This is a genomic window from Paenibacillus sp. FSL P2-0136, assembly GCF_037975325.1.
In the GTDB taxonomy this organism is placed as follows: Bacteria; Bacillota; Bacilli; order Paenibacillales; family Paenibacillaceae; genus Paenibacillus_AQ; species Paenibacillus_AQ silagei.
In genome coordinates, this window is sequence record NZ_CP150244.1 from 4438587 (window position 1) to 4455423 (window position 16837).

The following is a 16837-nucleotide window of genomic DNA, read 5'->3' on the forward strand; positions in this document are numbered from 1 at the left end:
CTGTAATCTCTCCTCTAATTTAGCTGTTAATTCCTTGCACAATACGATAGGTATCGCGTGCAATCACCAGCTCTTCGTTCGTTGGAACCACAAGTACCTGTACCTTGGAGCTTGCAGTAGAGATACGGCGCGGATCACCCGAACGAACCTTGTTGGCTTCAGCGTCCAGCTCAATACCCAGATAGGACAGGTTGCGCAGGACCTTCTCGCGAAGCAACGACGCATTCTCCCCTACACCGGCAGTGAAGACGATAACGTCTGCACCGTTAAGTGCTGCGGTGTAAGCCCCGATGTATTTGCGGAGACGGTATTCGTACATTTCGAAGGCCAGCGAAGCATTCGGCTCGCCCTTCTCGTATCCTTCGATAATCTCCCGCATGTCGCTGCTGATCCCGGAGATCGCCAGCATACCGCTGTGCTTATTAAGCATAGAGTTGACTTCACCATGAGTCAATTCTTCCTTGTTCATGACGTAAGGAACAATAGCAGGGTCGATGTCACCGCTGCGTGTACCCATCATCAGACCTTCAAGCGGAGTCATCCCCATCGAAGTATCTACAGAGATACCGCCGTCTATAGCCGTGAGGCTGGCACCGTTACCGATGTGGCAGGTAATGATCTTCAGCTCTTCCAGCGGACGTCCGACAAACTCAGCCGCAGCTTTACTTACATAATCATGGGAAGTCCCATGGAAGCCGTAACGGCGGATCTTGTATTTGCTGTACAGTACTCTTGGAATAGCATACAAATATGCTTTCTCAGGCATTGTGGAGTGGAAGGCCGTGTCGAAAATAACGGTCTGCGGCACACCCGGCATATTGCTCTCAGCAGCCAGAATACCAAGCAGCGCGGCAGGGTTATGCAGCGGAGCCAGGTCGAACAGACGGCGGATTTCGGACTTGGCTTCCGTAGTAACAAGTGCGGATTCCTTAAAGCTCTCTCCTCCGTGTACTACGCGGTGGCCTACAGCATTAATCTCGTTAATGGATGCAATGACTCCGTGTTCCTTGTCAGTCAGATTCGCCAGAACCTTGCGGATCGCTGTAGTGTGCTCCAGAATTTCGCTAACCTCGGTAACTTCCTGTTTGCCGGTTGGTTTGTGGGTCAGAATGGAGGAATCCATACCGATACGCTCAACCAGACCTTTGGCAAGTACGGATTCATCCGTCATGTCATAGAGCTGATATTTCAAAGAAGAACTGCCTGCGTTAATTACTAATACTTTCATATCCGGTCACCATCCTTGTCATACTTGAAGAAGCCTTCGCCCGATTTCGCACCCAGTTGTCCTGCACGCACCATCTTCTTGAGAATGGTCGAAGGACGGTACTTGAGCTCGCCGTATTCACGGAACATGTTCTCCAGTGCGGCAAGAACGGAATCCAGACCGAAGCGGTCTGCCATTTCAAGCGGCCCGTTCTGGAACTGGTAGCCGATGCGCATAGCGTCATCAATATCTTCAGGAGAGGCAACCCCTTCCTGGAGCACATGCATAGCCTCGTTAATGAACAGGCAAATGAGGCGTGAAGATACAAATCCGGGGGATTCGTAGATCATAACGCCTTTTTTCTCAACAATCTCATCGACAAAGGCTTTGGTATCTTCAAATGTGCTGTCCGAGGTTTTCAGACCGCGCACGATTTCAACCAGATCCACTTTACCTACAGGGTGTATGAAGTGCATGCCGATAACGCGTTCCGGATACATTGTAGAGCTTGCAAGCTCAGTCAAGCTAAGCGTTGACGTATTGCTGGCAAGAATAATGTGGCTCGGACACACCTGATCGAGCTGATTGAATACCTTTTGCTTGGCTTCCAGATCTTCAACGATGGTCTCAATGACCATATCGCAGGAGCTCAGTTCAGCGAAGTGTGTAACCTTCTGGATACGGCCCAGGATCAGCTTCTTCTCCGCCTGGGTAATCGCCCATTTCTCCAGCTGCTTGTCGAGACTGGTCTCGATCATTTCATAGGAGTAGTTCAGCCGTTCTGCAGTTTTTTCCACCAGCATGACATCCAGGCCCTTGGCTGCCAGCATTTCGGCAATCCCTTGTCCCATTGTGCCTCCGCCGATGACACCGATCTTCTTAAAATTCATGTAAAAGTCTCCATCCTTTCAGGTATCTATACTTCTGTATTGTACCTTGTCTGTCGAAAAAAATAAGTAGCCCGACATATAATGATATCTTAGCATGTCTGAAAAGTAAAAAAAAATAACCGGCATAAAAAATTATGCCGGTAAAAGGACACTGTCACGAAATTGACAACGAAATTGCTCTCCGGAGAGGACTTCTTCCTTCATTAAAATGTCAAGGGAGTAATCAAATATATTTCTCTGCTTGTCCAGCAGGTCATTTGTGCGGATCATAAGATCATCCAGTATCTTACTGTTTTCCTTCATTAATTCTTCGGTGGTAACCATTTGCAGATTCGCAATACCCAGCGAAGTGAGCCCTGACTTCATCATGGTCTCAACGATATTCAGCGCCTGATCGAAGTCTCCACGGGAACCGGTACTGCGTCCGCCGTAATACATCTCTTCGGCAGCCGCTCCTCCAAGAGCAATCATGATCTGGTTCTCCAGGTAATCCTTCGTGTACAGATACTGCTCGGTCTGCGGATTATGCCGGACATACCCTAGAGCCTGACCGCGCGGGGTCAGTGTGACCTGGCTAACGCTTCCGGGGCGCAGCAGCTCAGCCATAATAGCATGTCCAAGCTCATGGATCGCTACCCGCTTCTTCTCTTCATGGTTGGTCTCCCGGTCGGTCTTCTCACCCATCATGACCTTGTCGATCGCCATCGACAGATGACGCTGCTCTACCAGGGTCAGATTCTCGCGCATCATGTAGATCGCAGCTTCGTTCATCACGCTCTCCAGCTGAGCACCCGAGAAGCCGTAAGCTTCTTCGGCGATTTTATCCAGATCCACGGTATCATGCAGCGGCTTGTTCTTGGCATGCAGGTCGAGAATCGACTTGCGGCCCTTCTTGTCAGGCATATCCACCTGAATATGGCGGTCAAAACGCCCCGGGCGCAGCAGCGCAGAATCAAGCATCTCCTTGCGGTTCGTTGCGGCTACCAGCAGGATGCGCGGGGTATCGTTGTTATAAATTCCGTCCATCTCCGTCAGCAGCTGATTGAGGGTCTGATCATATTCGCGCTGTTGTCCGCCTTCGCGCTTCCCGCCGATGACGTCGATTTCATCAATGAAAATAATGGCGCTTTGCTTATTCTCCTTGAGTGCGCGTGTGCGGGCATCCTTGAACAAATCGCGTACGCGTCCCGCACCCACACCGACATACATCTCAACGAATTCACTACCCGAGGCAGCTACAAACACGGAGCCCGTATAATGCGCCGCAGCCTTGGCCATCAGCGTCTTTCCTGTTCCAGGAGGACCTGTAAGCAGAATTCCCTTGAGCGGGCGAATCCCGAACTTGCTGATTTCTTCATGCCGGATCAGGAAGTCCAGCGCTTCACGCAGCTCCTGCTTGGCATTGTCCTGTCCGCCGATCTCTTCAAAGGTCAGCTTAGAGGGGCCGTTCTTCTTGCGCTTCTTATCTGCACCTGCATTAACCGTCAGTCCGCCGCGGGCATGGGCAATGAACAGGAGCGCGGCAACCATGCCCAGCGCTATGATTACAGGGAAGATATTGATCCCCACAAAAGCCATAAAAATCAGCATGACCGGAACGAATCCGGCTACAACCTCTTTCCAGTACTTAGGCATTGTTCCACACTCCCATCTTGGCTGCTGCACGCGGCAGAATGATAAATTTGCTCTCTTTGCCGTTGCTCAGGCTTACATATACATTATTGTCGTCAATCTCTGTGGTAGCTGTAACCCCACTGTACTTGCTCTCCTGCTCCTTCAATCCGTCCAGCTTAGCTGGTATCAATGTATACTTCCGGCTCTCCATCGCTTCTGCTACAGAGAACATCGCTTTATCCCAATACTCATCCAGCAGTTCACTCGGCTTCTGTTCCACATCCAGCTTCAGGGTCCGTCCGTCAATAGCAGTGCTGCCTTCTCTTGATACATACTGTACCAGTTCACGTAATTTCGTGCCCGGCTGCAAATCCAGTTTCAAAGTGACCTCATTGCGTTTAATAGTAATATGGGAATCCTTCACTCCCTCGTAGGATGATACCAGCTTCTGCAGCGGCTCCTGTACCACGAATTGACGGTAGGAATACCAGCCACCAAACAATAATGCAGCAGACAGCAGAGACGTTAGCAGTACAGGCATAAGACGCAGTTTCAAGAAACGTCCTCCTCTCAATAATGACCGAGCATAACTCTATAATAAAGACCAGCCAGCGTGTCTAGCGCCCATCCGAGACTGACATGCTCTTAAGCATGTCTTAGTACAAGTAGTAGTATATCATAGGTGTATATACGATTTTACATTAAGTTGTGAATATATTTAAAATTTTTGATACTAATTTCTGGATGTTTCAATAGATAATCATTTTAGACCGGCCAACTGTTACTCCAGATTACGCTTGATTTCAGCCATCATATATTCTGCAAAATCAGTTAATTCGCGCGGTTCATAGCCTTCGGCGACTGCCGCACCGCAATATTCCTTCAGACACTGTCTAAGCAAGCCGTGATAGACTTCCGGCAACTGCTGCAGCCCCCACTCCCCGGTGATTTCTTAATATGCAAAATCCGCCGCCAGATCAGCATCCTCAAAGCCGCCGCACACATAATTCTCATCAGTTCTGTACCGCTCTAAATGCGCTTCCGAATGACGATCAGCAGATCAATTTCGCTTTAATCTTATCCAAATGTGCTAAAATTTCCTATTTCATCTTCCTCGACATATATGTAGGTTAGCGCTAGCAGACGAGGTATACACTCCGTATATCAATTGATGTATCTCAAACTTTTCAACATGATGGATAAAAAAACGGAGGAACAGATAATCTGTCCCCCCGTTTTTATTCTGCCGCTCACCGCTTAGCTTAACGGTTCGGCAGGCTGTACCCCTCACCGATGGCGCTGCCATCCTTGAAGCGGTAAAAGTTATAATAGAATCGCCCGTCTTTTTTGTAAAATAGCTGCCAGGCATATTCCCCGTTGTATACACCGGGCAGCAGCCGTTCGATCGTAATGTCCGGCAGCTGGGCGGCTATGATTCCGCGCATTTTCTCTTCTGAGGTGCCATTGCTCAGTTCCTCAGCATACAGGTCATTGTCGCCTCCGGCAGGCTTGCCCTCCAAGGTGAAACGGACCCACACCATCAGCTCGGTCCCTGATTCATTTTTACCGGTCAGCACCCAGTAGATCTCATTCTCATTCCATACAGATTTCTGGGCCTTGGTTACCTCTGTTAGTCCGGCACGCGCCCGGGCCAGCTCCTTGGCCTCACTCCGCTCGTTCCACTGGTCCTTCATAATGTAGGCATAGAACTGGCTAAGTCCGAACAGAAGGAGCAGCACCACGGTAATCCCCAGCCAGATCCATTTTCTCCTCTTCTTCTTCACCACGCTGCTTCCTTTCCCGTTCCCTTGAATTACCGTTTAAGCAGGCTCTCGAACGTCTCCTGTGCTTTGCGGCGGATGGCTTCTTCATCAAGTGTCAGGCATTGTCCATGCTTCACAACCTGCTGGCCGTTCACCCATACATGCTCCACATCCTTGGCACTTGCCGAATATACGGCATGGGAGAGCAGATCGGTATGCGGCAGCAGATGAGGCTGGTCAATATCAAGTGCGATGAAGTCGGCCTTCATTCCTGCTGCAAGCCGGCCCACCCCGCTTAGGAAAATAGACTGCGCCCCATACTCCGTAGCCATCAGAAGCGCCTCAGGAGCCGGTACCGCTGTAGGATCACCGCTTACGCCCTTGTGGATCAGAGCCACCAGCCGCATCTCTTCGAACATATCCAGATTGTTGTTGCTCGCCGCACCGTCTGTCCCCAGAGAGACCTTAACCCCGGCTCTCAGCAGCTCAGGAACACGGGCTACCCCGCTGGCCAGCTTCAGGTTACTGCCGGGGTTATGCGACACGCCAACGTTATGGCGGGCCAGGATACCGATCTCTTCATCGTTCAGATGAACCCCGTGGGCAATGAGCGAAGGACGGGTGAACATCCCGAGCTTCTCCAGATGCGCGACCGGACGCAGGCCGTAGTCGGCCACGTTCTGTTCCACTTCATGGCGCGTCTCGGACATATGGGTGTGCATTGGCAAGTCCAGATCATGGGCAGCCTGCACAAACTTCATGAAAAACTCTGGAGGACAGGTGTACGGGGCGTGCGGTGAGAGCATGGTCGTAATTCTGCCGTCAGCCTTGCCGTGCCAGTTACGGGCAAAAGCAATCGCCTCAGCAAGCTTCGCTTGCTGTACCTCTTCCGGGCACAGCCCAATTACGCCGCGCATCAGCACAGCACGAATACCGGACTGCTCCGTTACTTCCGCTACCCGGTCCATATGATCATACATATCGAGGAAGGTGGTTGTGCCGCCCTTCAGCATCTCCAGCACGGACAACGAGGTTCCCCAATATACATCATCACCAGTGAATTTCTCTTCCATCGGCCACATCTTCTCCTGCAGCCAAGTCTGAAGCACCATATCGTCACCGTACCCGCGCAGCAGTGACATTGCAGTATGACCATGGGTATTTACCAGACCAGGCATGAACAGCAGACGGCTGCCGTCTACGACCTGTGCGCCATCCTCCACTACCGGCTCAGCTTCACCTATGTAAGTAATCAAATCATTCTCCAGGGTCATGTACCCGCTCAGTACCGGCTTGTCACTGCCCGGAACCAGGAAGTGCCCATTCTTGATTATCGTGATCTTACTGCTCATCTTCAGCCTCATCCTTTCCATCATGCAAATAATAGGCCAAGCTCTGCAGATCTGTGGTGAAATCTGCGGCATGAATCCGGATATTGGCAGGCGTCTTGAGAATAACCGGTGCGAAGTTCAGAATCGCTTCGATACCGGAATCCACAAGAATATCAGCTACGTTCTGGGCTTCGCTGTCAGGCACGGTAATAATCCCGATCCGGATGCCCTGCGAGCGGATGGTACTGCTTAGCTCCTCCATCGGCTGCACAACCAGCGAGTTGATCTGCTGGCCCACCTTCGGCGGGTAGGCATCGAAGATGGCAGTAATCTTCATCGTATCCTTCAAGTAAGCGTTGTAGTTAGACAAGGCATGACCGAGGTTACCGGCTCCAACCAGTGCAACATTAATTTGCTGGTCAAGCTTCAGGATATGGCGGATCTTCTCAATCAGATAAGATACATCATAGCCGATGCCTTTTCTGCCAAAATCACCAAAATAAGCCAAATCCTTACGGATCTGGGCGGGATTTAGGTCAAGCTTCTGGCCCAGCTCCTGAGAAGAGACTGTGGAGATTTCACGTTTTTGGAGATCGTTCAGGAAACGCAGGTACACTGGGAGCCTGCGCACGACGGCCTCCGATATTTTATCCGATTTCATGTATTCTCCTCCTTAAAAGTTTTGTTAGCCTACACTTCATTCCGTACAATTATAGCAACCGTGCCCCGCCGCCTGCCGGAGTGGCAGGACAGGCGGGAACGGATCTTCAGGATAATCATGACTTATTAATAATAGCAATAGCAGATGAATTAGGAAACCCCGCCGTCATCCAGCCATTCGGCAATTCTCGGGACCATCTGCTCGGTGAGCATATGCTCCATCTTGGGACCGGGGAGCGAGTACAGAAAGTACTTTCCGTAATGCGATTCAATCACTCTGGTATCGTACACAATTACGATGCCCCGGTCCTGCGCCGTGCGGACCAGCCGCCCGAAGCCCTGCTTGAAGCGGATGACAGCCTGCGGCACGGACAGCTTCATGAACGGATTCTTCTTCTGTGCCTGAAGCAGCTCTGACTTCGCTTCTGCCAGCGGGTGATTCGGCGGCTGGAACGGCAGTCTGACAATCGCCAGGCAGGTCAATGCTTCTCCAGGGATATCCACCCCTTCCCAGAAGCTGCTGGTACCCAGCAAGACCGAAGCCGGGCTGTCCTGGAAGCGGCGGATCAGCTTGCTCCGGCTGCCGCCTTCCACACCTTGTCCGAGTACCGCGATATCCTGTGAGGCAAGTGCCTCCTTCAGCGGTTCATACACCTGGCGCAGCATCTTGTAGGAGGTGAACAGCACCAGCATCCGCCCCCGTGTTGTTACAGCTGTCTCGGCAAGGGAGTGCACGAGGGTGTCCACGAAGCGGGCATCCCCAATACTCCCCTTGACGCTCGGGAAGTCCCGGGGAATGACCAGGAGAGCCTGCTCACGATACTTGAATGGCGACGGAAGCAGTGTTGTCATCAGACGCCGCTGCTCTGCAGCCTCGCCAAGACCCAGGTTATCAATCATGAACTGGAAGGATTTATCCACGGATAAGGTGGCCGAGGTCAGGATAATGCTCTTCTTCTTATCGAAGAACAGCTCCCTGAGCTGGGTGCTGACATCTACAGGAACAGCATACATTTGCAGTGACTTGCCCTTATAATTACCGCTTCCCTCCAGCCAATACACGATATTCTCATCGTTCAGACTCATGAAGAAGCGGATCTGCTCTCTAATGGATGCCAGATCCTTGAATAACCCGCCGATATCGGTCACAAGACTGTCTGAGGAGGATTGGCTGTCCGTGTCACGCATCTCACTGAGCATTTTGTCGCCCTTGCGGATGATATCGCTCAGACTGAGGTTCAGTGTATTCTCAAGGGCAGCCAGCTCCTCCCAATCCTTCGGCTTCTTGCCCGGCTGCAGGCGTGCCACCAGCTGACCTGCTTCACCGGCCCCGGCATCGCTGCGCTCAGGCAGCAGGCTGAAGAGCCGGTCGCTGAGCGCATCCCAGGACTCCTTCACCGTCAGCAGATCGGGATAGATCCGGTCGATCACGCCGCTCCATTCGGAAGCCTGCTCACTGCCCGAAGACTGCAGACTCTGGCGGAGGGCAGGCAGCTGCCCGCTCCGGCTATCCTTATAGAGTCGGGTGAGGGTATGGGCGAATGTGAAATATTTCATCTGCATGCCAAGATGCTTGCCGGCAATATCCTCCAGATGATGGGCTTCATCAATTACAAGATGGTCGTAAGCCGGAAGAAGCTGATGCCCGGCTTTGACATCTGCGAACAGCTTGGAGTGATTGGTGACTACCACATCGGAGATCCCGGCTTCATGCTTGGCCCGGTGGTAATAGCATTTGCGGAACCAGGGACAGGCGCGTCCCAGGCAGGAGTCAGTATCACTGGCTACAGTCTCCCAGAAATCGCCGCCCCGTCCGCTTAAGTTAAGCTCCTCATCATCGCCGGTCGTCGTCTGAGTCAGCCAAACGAGCATTTGCGCAGCGGTGAGCGCTTCTTCCCTTGGACTCGTAAAGTCCTTTTTGTTCATTCGATGTTCGAACTTGCGCAGACACAAATAGTGCCCTCTTCCCTTAAAGATGGAGGCCTTGAACGGGAACGGCACAACGCTGGTTAAGAGCGGAATATCCCGCTCCCGCAGCTGGTCCTGAAGGTTAATGGTATGCGTGCTGACCATCACCTTCTGATCACTTTTCACACTATGGTAGATGGCCGGAAGCAGATAACCCAGCGATTTGCCGGTGCCTGTTCCCGCTTCAATCAGCAGATGCTTGTCCTGCTCAAGCGCTGTAATGACCTCATGGATCATCAGCTCCTGGGCTTCTCGGCTCTCATACTGGGGAAGAACAGCCTTCAGCCGCTTGGTTACCTCATCCATATATTCTTCAAAGGTAATATTCTCCAGCGGATTGACGCTTCCTTCCTCCCGTGGCGTAGCCAGCTCTGCCCAGTCCCCAACAGCCAGCGCAAGCTGGCGGTAGAAGCTCAGCTCACCTTCCGGCTGAAAGGTCTCCATCTCCCGCTCCCGCAGCAGACCGTCGAAATACCAGGCCAAATCACTGTCTTCGTCCGCGAACAGCTCATTCAGCCGCTGAATCGTCAAGAGCGGCAGACTCTGCAGCTCTTCCAGACATTTGAGCAGCACAATAGCCGTGGCAAGCGCATCACTGTCCGCCTGATGGGGACGGTCATGCGTAATGCCGAAGTGGCTGCTTACCGCGCCAAGCTGATAGGTGCTCAGCGAGGGAAAGCATATTTTGAGAAAATCGATCGTATCCAGAATCCGCCCCTGAAACGGCAGGTAGCCGCAGCGGTCCAGCGCATTCTGCAAAAAATGAAAATCAAACGCGACATTGTGTCCGACGAGGACTACATCATCCAGCAGCGGCACCAGCTCCATCATCATCTCATCGAGCTCCGGCGCATCCTGTACATCGCTGTCTGTAATTCCGGTCAGGCCCGTAATAAAAGGAGGAATTGGCGCTCCGGGCTTGACATAGGAACCGTACACCCGGGAGATCTGCCCGTCTTCTTCTATAATGGCAAGGCCAACCTGGATGATCTCTCCCACAGATTGGGTTCCCGTAGTTTCAAAATCAAGCACGGCAAATTTCATTATAAGTTCTATTCCCTTTCACTTGAGACTCTTTATCAGCATAACAGAAGTTACGAAAAAAGGCGATGCACACCCCGGGAAGTGGGGCGCATCGCCTAAAGAAACCGAGGATAAATTATAAAAGCGACACCAGCTGATGGCCAAACTCCAGCTTCCCGCCCCGTCTGCGGCACACCTCCAGATTCACGTTCGGCTCCGGCAGATCAGGATCATGCAGCAACGACAGGCTGAACAGCTCACTGGCTTCATTGAAGCGTTCCTGGGAAGCCCGGATACAGCCCAGCGCATTATAGATCATCGCCTTCAGCTTCACCTCACGGATCAGGCCCAGCATGTGATTCAGATGTCCCCAGGCGGTATCGCCTTCTCCCTCCTGCAGATAAGCCATGGCCAGATACAGGCGGGCAGCGAGGCTGTCTGGATACTGTGCCGTAACCTCCCTGAACTGTTCAATGCACTTGCGGTACATCAGCAGCTTATAATAGCCCTGGCCCCTGACAAAAGCATCCATCCCAAGCTCAGGGGCCTCCTCTTCCGGCAGCTCCTCCGGCTGAACCTGAAAATCCGCCTGTTCCCGGAACTCGCTTAGCTTCTCGGCGAAGACCAGCCATTCGTCCATTACATTATCACTGATGCGGTGGAGCATATTATACTTGGATAAAAGATCGCTTCGGCGGGCACCCTCCGCAGTAGGATAGTCGGCTTTGATCTCCTGGAGCATCTTGTTCATCTCAGCAAATAAATGTTGAAACACCGGACATCCCACCCTTACTGATAATGAAGTCAGCTTAAGCTTGCCTTACTTCATTATCAGCAAGTACAGGGGTCTTCATCCCTGCCATTGATTACATGGCTCAAAGCTCAGAATTCAGGCAATCGTCGCGTGAATCTCATGATCCGCCAGCTTCACCGGCTTGTTGCCCGCATCAACGAACACTACAGTCGGCTTGTGCGCCGCCAGCTCCTCGGAGGACATGACAGCGTAGGATATAATAATCACTGTATCGCCAGGCTGTACCAGACGCGCCGCTGCCCCGTTCAGACAAATGACGCCGCTGCCGCGCGGACCTGGAATGACATAAGTCTCCAGACGGGAACCGTTATTATTGTCCACGATCTGCACCTTCTCGTTCTCCAGCAGGTCTGCGGCTTCCATCAGATCTTCATCAATGGTAATGCTGCCCACATAATTGAGATTGGCTTCAGTGACCGTTGCCCGGTGGATCTTGGATTTCATCATATGTCTAAACAAGAGCGTGTGCCTCCTTAGGAATAAATACATTATTATCAATCAGACGGGTTCTGCCGAACTTCACGGCCAGAGCCATTATAACCTCTCCGCCCGCATCCGTCAGCCTGCTGCCGCCTTCCAGTTCTTCCAGATCAGGGAAGGTTAGAATCTCCGCATAATCAATGACCGCAAGCGGCGATTCAGAAATGACCGAGACCAGCAGAGCCCGTGCTTCATCTACGGTACGAATGCTGCCCTCTTCCATAGCCTGGCGCACCTCGCGCAGGGAACGAGACAATACCAGGGCCTGTCTGCGCTCCTCGCTGCTCAGATAGACATTGCGGGAGCTAAGCGCCAGCCCGTCTTCCTCGCGCACAATGGGACAGGCGATAATGTCCACGTTCATGTTAAGGTCAGACACCATCCGGCGGAGAACCGCTACCTGCTGGGCATCCTTCAGTCCGAAGAAGGCGTATTCCGGCTGCACGATATGAAACAGCTTGCTGACCACATTAGTTACTCCGTCAAAATGTCCCGGACGCGAAGCGCCGCAGAGCTGCGACGTAAGCGAGGAGACCGATACGCCTGTACGGATCGGCTGCGGATACATCTCTTCTACACTTGGGATGAACACCAGGTCCGCACCTTCACGTTCAGCCAGCGCCAGATCACGCTGCTCATCCCGCGGATAGGAAGCAAAGTCCTCATTCGGGCCAAATTGCAGCGGATTGACAAAAATACTCATCACCACCGTGCCGCTCTTCTCCCCTGCCTTACGCAGCAGACTGGCATGTCCTTCATGCAGATATCCCATGGTAGGTACAAAACCAATAGGACCATGGCCCCCTTGACGCATATATTCGAGCGCTTCGCGCAGTTCAGCAATCGTTCGGATCACTCTCATTTTATTTCACTCCTTTGCCGGCATTGCCGTATAAAGATTCCAAAACGGTCTCATCCGCGCTAAAGACATGCTCTTCCGCAGGGAACGAGCGGTCCTTCACTTCCTGTACGTAGCTGGTGATGCCTTCACGAATTAGAGTGCCTACATCGGCGTAGGTTTTGACGAACTTTTTCTCCCGGTAAGGTGAGGCATACCGCAGGACATCATGGAATACCAGAACCTGTCCGTCACAGTAACGCCCGGCACCGATGCCGATGGTCGGTATGCTGACAGCCTTGGAGATGGCTTCTGCCACTTCCTCCGTGACCAGCTCCAGTACAATGCCGAATGCCCCGGCTGCTTCCAGTGCCTTCGCTTCGTCCATCAGCCGCTGCGCATCCTTGGCATCCTTCCCCTGAATCCGGTAGCCGCCGATCATATTGACCGACTGCGGGGTCAGGCCGATATGGCCGAGCACCGGAACTCCGGCTGCTACTACAGCCGACACTGCGGAGCAGATCTCAAGACCGCCTTCCATTTTGACCGCATGGGCCTGGCCTTCCTGCATCAGTCTGCGCACACCGCGCAAGGTCTCATCCACACTTCCGTGGTAGGTCATGAACGGCATATCAGCCACTATAAAAGTATTAGGCGCCCCGCGCTTCACCGACCGGGTATGGTAGACCATATCCTCTATGGTAACCGGCAGCGTGGTGTCATAACCAAGCACGACATTTCCCAGGGAATCACCGACCAGAATCAGGTCGATTCCGGCTTCCTCCGCCAGCAAGGCTGAAGGGTAGTCATACGCGGTCAGCATGCTCAGGGGCACCCCGTCCGTTTTCATTTTTTTCATTTTGATAATATTCAGTGCGTGTTTGTCTGCCATGTCGCTCTCATTCCCCTTTTCCATAAAATACGCGGTATCCGCGCAAACAAAAAAACCCTTTAGCATGGTCCGCTAAAAAGGTCCGAAGGGCAAAAAAGAGTCACTCGCGATCGTCCCTTCTGTCTCGGTCCTTACGGCTCAGAGCAGAATCCAACGTAACCGTTACATCCAGTTATGAAGGTACATCCGGTAAATAGGTGTCCTGTTAAAGATACAATTGCGTGAGTACAGCTCGCCATGCGATGCCGCCTCATGAGGACAGTATACCAAAAAAACACAAAAATAAACACCTCAAGTGGAAACAGCTTTGCTGTCCTTATAAAGGACGGTACCGTTTCAACGAGAAATAGAAGGATAAATTATCGTGTGAAACAGATAATTCTTATATTTTAAAATATGACATGGCCGCTCCCGTGGTCGTGAGGAGCGGCCTTGTTGACAATTTTCGAACTATATAAATTGCAAAATAATTTCAGAATGTGATGGTTGTGACTCCAGAGAAGTTTTGGGCTTCCGGCCGCTGTTGTCCCCAGATTCCCTGATTTAAACCGCTGTTCGCGGTAGAAATCCGGTGACTAGCTTATGCTTACGATGCGAGCTTTCCTACGGAAAGCTTTCAGGCGGACGCTACCGCTCCTACAGCTCCAAAATTCCCCTCCGCCACTTTTCCCTATCTGTTTAAACATTCTAAAATCCTCTAAAATGCGGCAGTTCCAGCCACCTAGTAGTTCATCAGATCTATACGTATGAGAAATACTTTAACTAATGGCTTGCTGAGGGTTTACCTCACCCTGATTAAGGTGCACGGAGTAGTCTTAGTTGTAATTTGTACAACTAAATCGCCGGATGTGCTGCCGAATCTCTGTTTAGTTGTATTTCCTGCAATTAAAATGCCTCTATTTCTGGATTTTCGCCAATCCGAGCAAATTTAGTTGTACAGACTACAATTAGAAGAGGAAGTCTACCCGTTCCACTGTTTTTAGTTGTACAGAATACACTTATCCCTATTTTTTCGCTACGAACGTAGCTTCATCCCTTTATGGAATGAAATCACTTGTTCAATTCTGATGGTCTACTAGATCATTTCAATTTCTCCGGACAGTACGCTCACTACCTCACCCGATTCGTTACGCAGCAGCAGCCCGCCGTTATCGCTCAGTCCGACAGCAGTGGCTTCGGTGCGGCCTTGGGGAGTATTCACGTATACCTGACGCCCCAGTGTCACCGACATGGACTCCCACAGCTCCTTCACGGGATGGAAGCCTTGCTCCATATATACATGATACAAATATTCGAGTTCCTCCAGCACGGCTTCCGCAAGCCTTGTGCGGTCTACAGGAATGCCCCCGCCTTCGATCAGCAGCGATGTACCGATCCCGCGCAGCTCCTCCGGGTAGTCTTCCTCCGTCAAATTCGCAGCGATGCCGATACCGGCGATGCAATAATGCAGCCCGCCTTCACGAAGCGAGGATTCCAGCAGGATTCCGCAGATTTTGCGGCCGCCGGCCAGCAGGTCATTCGGCCACTTGATGCCGGCCGGCACCCCGGTAACCTCACGGATGGCTGTGCAGACAGCCACTCCGGCGAGCAGCGTCAGCTGCGGAGTCAAGGCCAGCGGCAGAGCTGGACGCAGCACCAGGCTCATCCAGATTCCTTTGCCGTGGGGGGAGTGCCATTTACGGCCCATCCGCCCGCGCCCGCCGGTCTGCGCTTCGGCCATGACCGTTGTTCCTTCCGGGGCGCCGCCCTCGGCGAGTAGTTTGGCTTCCTCCTGTGTGGAACCGACAGTATCCAGCCGCTGAATGTCTTTGGCCCAGCCGGGAACGAACGCCTCCCGCTTCAACACACCGGAATGCTGCGCATGACCGCTATTCATCTCTATCCATCCTTTGCGCTGCTTGCAGCAGTAATTGGTTGTCATTGGCAAGGTCACCTGCCGCGACAGCCAGAAGAAGCTGGTTCAGCAATACGCCCAGCCACGGGCCGGGACGCTTCTCCAGCGCCGCTGTCACCTCATGGCCGCTCACCGCCAGCTCAGCGAGCGTACGGATCGGCATCTCTGCGGTCCAGGACCGCAGGAGTCTGGTGGTTACAGGGGGGATTGAGCTTGCCATTGTAGGCGCGTCAGGGACGCCTGCCGATCTGGCGGGTGCGACTGGAGCCGTGGCAGGGACGCCTGCCGATCTGGCGGGTGCGCCAGCATCTCTGGCAGGGACGTCCTCTGCCGTGGCGGGTGCGACTGCGGCTGTGACAGGGACGTCTGCGGCAGGGCCGCGCGCACCTGCGCCAACAGCGGACGCGGCGTCAGGCCCCGCCGCCTCAAGCAGCGTCAGCCACCCTTCGGCGGCTGACTGGCCATGGCCCAGCACGGCGGCGATCCACCGCCGCCGCAGCCGCTCCCCGGCGCCGGAAGCCTCCGGCCGCGCCGAGGACAATGCCGCGTCCCAGGCTTCGCGGACGCGGAGCACGGCGACGACGCCAGTGCGCGTCGCCCCCGGGAACGTCCATGCCCGCAGGAGCTCATCGGCGCACTGCGCCGACGATCCCAGGGCATGCAGCAGGAGCGCCCAGCGCAGGCGGGCGCTCTCCAGGTTCCCGAGACCGGCGAGGCGGGCGGCGGCAGCCGCCAGGTCCCGGCCGGTCCAGGGGAACGGCGCTTTGCCGCGCGGCAGCAGGCCGCTGCGCAGCAGGAGCCCCAGCCCGCGCTGCGGGTGCGGGCCTTCCAGGATGCGCTCCACCTCGGCGCGCACCCGCTCCACAGCAATATGCGCCAGCTTGTCACGCTGGCGCAGCAGACCGCGCCAGGTATTCTTCGCAATCGCGAAATCCAACACGGAAGCAAAACGTACGCAGCGCAGCATCCGCAGCGCATCCTCCTCGAAGCGTTCCTCCGCTTCGCCTACACAGCGGATCACGCGGAGCTTGAGATCCCGCTCCCCCCCGAAAGGGTCAATCCGCCCGCCGTCAAGGCCGCAGCAGATGGCGTTGATCGTGAAGTCACGGCGGCGGAGATCCTCCCGCACATCCCTGACGAATACGACATGCTCCGGACGCCGGTGATCGGCATAGCCGCTCTCCGTCCGGTAGGTCGTAACTTCCAGGCTGTAGCCTTCCTGCAGCACAGTGATCGTGCCATGTGCCAGTCCGGTAGGGACGCAGCGCGGAAACAGGGCCATCACCTCCTCCGGCAGTGCGGAGGTAGTAATGTCTATATCATGCACCGGACGGCCCAGCAGCTCATCGCGCAGGCAGCCGCCGACGAAATAAGCTTCATGGCCGCCTGCCACTAGGCCTGCAACAACAGTCCCGGCGGCTTCAGCCATGCCGGGTGGTGCCATTCTCCATTCCATATCGTAC

15 protein-coding genes are annotated in these 16837 nt (G+C 53.6%); all 15 read right to left on the minus strand.

Annotated elements, in window-relative coordinates:
• Nucleotides 1–19: 19 nt before the first annotated feature.
• The gene (locus NYE26_RS18840) at nucleotides 20–1228 is read right to left on the minus strand and encodes an acetate kinase (protein ID WP_209869932.1); all 1209 of its coding nucleotides are present in this window, start codon (nucleotides 1226–1228) and stop codon (nucleotides 20–22) included.
• A complete protein-coding gene (locus tag NYE26_RS18845; RefSeq protein ID WP_339249273.1) occupies nucleotides 1225–2097 on the minus strand; it encodes a 3-hydroxyacyl-CoA dehydrogenase NAD-binding domain-containing protein in 873 nt (290 codons plus the stop codon). Before NYE26_RS18845 ends, NYE26_RS18840 begins: the two co-directional genes overlap by 4 nt.
• A 132-nt stretch (nucleotides 2098–2229) precedes the next feature.
• Nucleotides 2230–3732, minus strand: coding sequence for an AAA family ATPase (locus NYE26_RS18850; protein ID WP_036727224.1), 1503 nt, complete (start codon nucleotides 3730–3732; stop codon nucleotides 2230–2232).
• Nucleotides 3725–4267 carry a hypothetical protein gene (locus tag NYE26_RS18855; RefSeq protein WP_339249277.1) on the minus strand — a complete coding sequence of 181 codons (543 nt, stop codon included), beginning with the start codon at nucleotides 4265–4267 and terminating at the stop codon, nucleotides 3725–3727. Before NYE26_RS18855 ends, NYE26_RS18850 begins: the two co-directional genes overlap by 8 nt.
• Before the next feature lie 225 nt (nucleotides 4268–4492).
• Entirely contained in the window at nucleotides 4493–4660 is a 168-nt protein-coding gene (locus tag NYE26_RS18860; RefSeq protein ID WP_339257537.1) for an aminoglycoside adenylyltransferase domain-containing protein, read from the minus strand.
• A 313-nt stretch (nucleotides 4661–4973) separates the two neighbouring features.
• The gene (locus NYE26_RS18865) at nucleotides 4974–5495 is read right to left on the minus strand and encodes a DUF5590 domain-containing protein (RefSeq protein ID WP_339249280.1); all 522 of its coding nucleotides are present in this window, start codon (nucleotides 5493–5495) and stop codon (nucleotides 4974–4976) included.
• A 29-nt stretch (nucleotides 5496–5524) separates the two neighbouring features.
• Nucleotides 5525–6826 (minus strand): amidohydrolase, encoded by a 1302-nt coding sequence (locus NYE26_RS18870; protein WP_339249283.1) that lies wholly within the window; start codon nucleotides 6824–6826, stop codon nucleotides 5525–5527.
• Entirely contained in the window at nucleotides 6816–7466 is a 651-nt protein-coding gene (locus tag NYE26_RS18875) for a redox-sensing transcriptional repressor Rex (protein WP_036698060.1), read from the minus strand. The genes NYE26_RS18870 and NYE26_RS18875 overlap by 11 nt, the downstream gene beginning before the upstream one ends.
• 149 nt (nucleotides 7467–7615) lie before the next feature.
• Nucleotides 7616–10477, minus strand: a complete 2862-nt coding sequence (dinG, locus tag NYE26_RS18880) for an ATP-dependent DNA helicase DinG (RefSeq protein WP_339249286.1) — start codon at nucleotides 10475–10477, stop codon at nucleotides 7616–7618.
• 115 nt (nucleotides 10478–10592) lie between these two features.
• A complete protein-coding gene (locus NYE26_RS18885) occupies nucleotides 10593–11231 on the minus strand; it encodes a hypothetical protein (protein WP_036727236.1) in 639 nt (212 codons plus the stop codon).
• A gap of 114 nt (nucleotides 11232–11345) precedes the next feature.
• The gene (panD, locus tag NYE26_RS18890) at nucleotides 11346–11729 is read right to left on the minus strand and encodes an aspartate 1-decarboxylase (protein WP_036727238.1); all 384 of its coding nucleotides are present in this window, start codon (nucleotides 11727–11729) and stop codon (nucleotides 11346–11348) included.
• On the minus strand, nucleotides 11722–12612 hold the full coding sequence (gene panC, locus NYE26_RS18895; RefSeq protein ID WP_339249291.1) for a pantoate--beta-alanine ligase: 891 nt from the start codon (nucleotides 12610–12612) through the stop codon (nucleotides 11722–11724). Before panC ends, panD begins: the two co-directional genes overlap by 8 nt.
• Nucleotide 12613: 1 nt before the next feature.
• Nucleotides 12614–13480, minus strand: a complete 867-nt coding sequence (gene panB, locus NYE26_RS18900) for a 3-methyl-2-oxobutanoate hydroxymethyltransferase (protein ID WP_339249293.1) — start codon at nucleotides 13478–13480, stop codon at nucleotides 12614–12616.
• 1075 nt (nucleotides 13481–14555) lie between these two features.
• The gene (locus tag NYE26_RS18905) at nucleotides 14556–15356 is read right to left on the minus strand and encodes a biotin--[acetyl-CoA-carboxylase] ligase (protein ID WP_339249296.1); all 801 of its coding nucleotides are present in this window, start codon (nucleotides 15354–15356) and stop codon (nucleotides 14556–14558) included.
• Nucleotides 15349–16830, minus strand: coding sequence for a CCA tRNA nucleotidyltransferase (locus tag NYE26_RS18910; RefSeq protein ID WP_339249298.1), 1482 nt, complete (start codon nucleotides 16828–16830; stop codon nucleotides 15349–15351). Before NYE26_RS18910 ends, NYE26_RS18905 begins: the two co-directional genes overlap by 8 nt.
• Between the last annotated feature and the right edge of the window lie 7 nt (nucleotides 16831–16837).